This is a genomic window from Dietzia sp. DQ12-76 (genome assembly GCF_014145045.1).
In the GTDB taxonomy this organism is placed as follows: Bacteria; Actinomycetota; Actinomycetes; order Mycobacteriales; family Mycobacteriaceae; genus Dietzia.
Window position 1 is genome coordinate 1 of sequence record NZ_JAALDV010000407.1, and the last position, 3261, is coordinate 3261.

At 69.5% G+C, this 3261-nt stretch carries 3 protein-coding genes; 1 reads left to right on the forward strand and 2 read right to left on the reverse strand.

Translation table 11 applies throughout. The features are described 5' to 3' along the window. Nucleotides 1–212: 212 nt before the first annotated feature. On the forward strand, nucleotides 213–1313 hold the full coding sequence (locus G6019_RS13485; RefSeq protein ID WP_182613482.1) for a peptidoglycan recognition protein family protein: 1101 nt from the start codon (nucleotides 213–215) through the stop codon (nucleotides 1311–1313). A 219-nt stretch (nucleotides 1314–1532) separates the two neighbouring features. Here G6019_RS13485 and G6019_RS13490 read toward each other — a convergent pair whose 3' ends face one another. Both G6019_RS13490 and G6019_RS13495 read right to left on the reverse strand, forming a co-directional pair. Next, complete coding sequence (locus G6019_RS13490; RefSeq protein WP_107755544.1) at nucleotides 1533–1964, reverse strand: phage holin family protein; 432 nt, start codon at nucleotides 1962–1964, stop codon at nucleotides 1533–1535. Nucleotides 1965–1970: 6 nt separating this feature from the next. Next, nucleotides 1971–3261, reverse strand: a 1291-nt coding sequence (locus G6019_RS13495; RefSeq protein WP_182627797.1) for an aspartate aminotransferase family protein, incomplete at its 5' end; no start/stop codon positions are given.

The following is a 3261-nucleotide window of genomic DNA, read 5'->3' on the forward strand; positions in this document are numbered from 1 at the left end:
GGGCCGTGCGGAGGCGGGGGCGGGTTGTGCGCGAGGGCCCGCCGTGTGTCACCCGGAGCGCCCAGAATTCGCCTCTTGAGCCACAGTGGCCACATGTATCACTGCGGTAACGTTTATCTCGATTTGGTTACGCCGAGCGCGTAATGTCTCCGGTGATCGCGCCGATATGCCAGGCGTCACTTTTCTGCAGTTCGAGTCTGGAGTGCCCCCTTATGCCCGTTTCACGCCGTGGGTTCCTCGCCGCAGCGTCAGTCGGCGTCGGCGTCGCTGTCGCCTCCTCCGTTCGTGGCCCCTTGGCCGGGGCCAATCCGTTCGACACCGGTTCCCTCGGCATGGCGCAGGATCTGCTCCAGTCGGTCCCCACCGGCAGTGGAATGATCCAGCCGAACGGCCCGCTCGGCTACGTCGGGGTGACGTTCCCGAGCGCCGAGGAGATCGCGGGGCGCATCCGCTTCGCCTTCCCCGACGGCTCCGTGGGCGACTGGCTCCCGCTCGAGGCGATGGATTCCGCCCCGGACAGCGGCAGCACGCCCGCCTCCGATCTCATCGCGGCGCCGGAGGGGTCGGTGGGCTACGAGGTGGACGCACCCGCGGGCGCCCGTGCCACTGCATTCGACGACGGACGTGGCGCACCGCGCAACTACAGCCTCGGCAGCGTCGGCACGCTCGGACTGCCGATCATCCCGCGGGCCGCCTGGGGCGCCGGTGACGTCTCGGGGAACCGTTGGGCGCCGCAGTTCTTCCCGGCGCAGGCGATCACGATCCACCACACGGCCTCGCCCGTCGGGCCGGACCGCGCGGCCAGCGTCCGCGCGATCTACAACTACCACGCCAACACCCTGGGCTGGGGCGACGTGGGATACCACCTGCTCATCGACCCGGAGGGCCGGATCTACCAGGGCCGCGGCGGAACCGTGGGCGGGACCCCTGTCTTCCAGGTGCCCCCTGTCGCCGGTGTCGCTCCCCCGGTGGTCACCGCGGGCCACACCGGTGGCGTCAACAACGGCAACATCGGCGTCTGCCTCCTGGGTGACTTCACCGGGGCGCCGCCGACCGCCGCTGCCGTGGGCGCGACCATCGACTGCGTTCGTGCGCTGTGTTCGGCCACCGGCATCAATCCGCGGGGCGGGATCACCTACCGCAACCCGCAGGGCGGGGCCACGCGCAACATGCCGGCCGTCTCGGGCCACCGCGACTGGGGCGGCACCGCCTGCCCGGGCAATTCGTTCTACCCGCAGATGCAGTTCATCCGCGACGTCGCCGCACGCAACTGGGTCCCGAGCGCCGTGTCATCGGCGGCCTTCGGGTCCTGAGTTCGGTCTGACCGACCCGCTTCACCCATCGAGAAGAGCGTTCCGAACCTCCCCACTCGCGGGATGTGTTCGGAACGCTCTTCTCGTTCCACGAGGCCGGCGGGGCATCCCGAGGCGACGGCGGTGGCCTCCTCGGCAGCCACACGAGGACGCCCCACGACAGGCGCGGGCGCGGCGGCCTGGCCTACCCGCCCCACGACAGGCGCGGGCGCGCGTGCGTCAGGCGCGGGCGCGCGTGGGTACCACCATGCCGAGCACCCAGTTGACCAGGCCGATCACGATCGCCCCGAAGAACGCCGCCCAGAATCCGCTCACCTGGTATTCGGCGCCGAACAGCTGGAACGTCGTGGTGACCCAGCTGGTGAGCATCAGCATCAGCGCGTTGATCACCAGCAGGAACAGCCCCAACGTGAGGATGGTCAGCGGCAGCGACAGCAGCTGCACGACGGGCTTGACCACCGCGTTGATCAGGGTGAACACCACGGCCACGATGAGCAGCGCCGCGATGGTCGGCACGCTCACCTCGTTGTCGACGGCGCCGGCGTCGATCCCGGCGTCCCCCGCAGTCTCGTACAGGGAGATCCCCGGCACGATCAGTGTCGCCACCCACAGGGCGACGGCGTTGACTATCAGTCCCAGTACCAGTGCCATGCGCGGTCAGCTCCCCACGTAGGAATCGGCCACATCGAGTGCGCGGTCGAACACGTCGAGCCCCGCGTTCGCCTCGTCGGCCGTGATGATGCAGGGCGGCACGATGTGGAATCGGTTGTAGTTCATGAACAACAGCACGCCGTCAGACTTCGCGGCGGCGAAGGTCCTTGCCATGGCCTCCGATGTCCCACCGTAGGGGGCCAGGGGCTCACGTGTCTCGCGGTCGGCCACCATCTCCACGGCCCAGAACACGCCCAGGCCGCGGACCTCGCCGATCGACGGGTGCTTCCGTGCGAGCTCGCGCAGGCGCGGGCCGATCACGTCCTCGCCGATCATGCGGGCGTTCTCGACGATCTTCTCGTCCCGCATCAGGTTGATCGTGGCCACCACGGAGGCACAGGCCAGCGGGTGCCCGGCGTAGGTGAGGCCGCCGGTGTACGGGGTCGTCTCGAAGGAGGCGGCGATCCGGTCGTGCAGGATCACCCCGCCCAGGGGGACGTAGCCGGAGTTGGAGCCCTTGGCGAAGGTGATGAGATCGGGCGCCCAGTCGTCGTCACCGGACCGGAAGTTGTCCAGGGCCAGCCAGGCGCCGGTGCGGCCGAAGCCGGACATGACCTCGTCGCAGATCATCACGATCCCGTACTTGTCGCAGATCTCGCGGACGCCGCGCAGGTAGTCGGCCGGCGGCACCATGATGCCGACCGTGCCGGGCACCGACTCGATGATCAGGGCGGCGAAGTGGTCCGGGCCCTCGAGGCCGATGAGCGAGTCGAGGTGCTCGAGCGCGCGATCGCATTCCTGCTTGGAGTTCTCCGCGTAGAACTGCGACCGGTACAGGTAGGGCGCGTGGAAGTGCACGGCGCCGGTGTTGCCGTGGTCGTTGGCCCAGCGGCGGGTGTCGCCGGTGAGGTTCATCGAGGTGGTGGTGGCACCGTGGTAGCTGCGGAACGCGGAGAGGGTCTTGTGCCTCCCGGTGTGGCGGCGGGCCATGCGGACGGCGTGCTCGACGGCCTCGGTGCCGGCGTTGGTGAAGAACACGCGGTTCATCCCGGCGGGCGCGACCTCGGCGACCAGACGGGCGGCCTCGGCGCGGGCGGCGTTGGCGTGCGCGGGGTTGATGGTGCACAGTTCGGCGGCCTGGTCCTGGATCGCTTTGATCACCACGGGGTGCTGGTGGCCGATATTGGTGTTGACCAGCTGGGAGGTGAAGTCGAGCAGGCGGTTGCCGTCGCCGTCGATCAGGTGGCAGCCCTCGGCGGCGGTGACGACCATCGGGTCGCTGGCGCCCCAGGCGGAC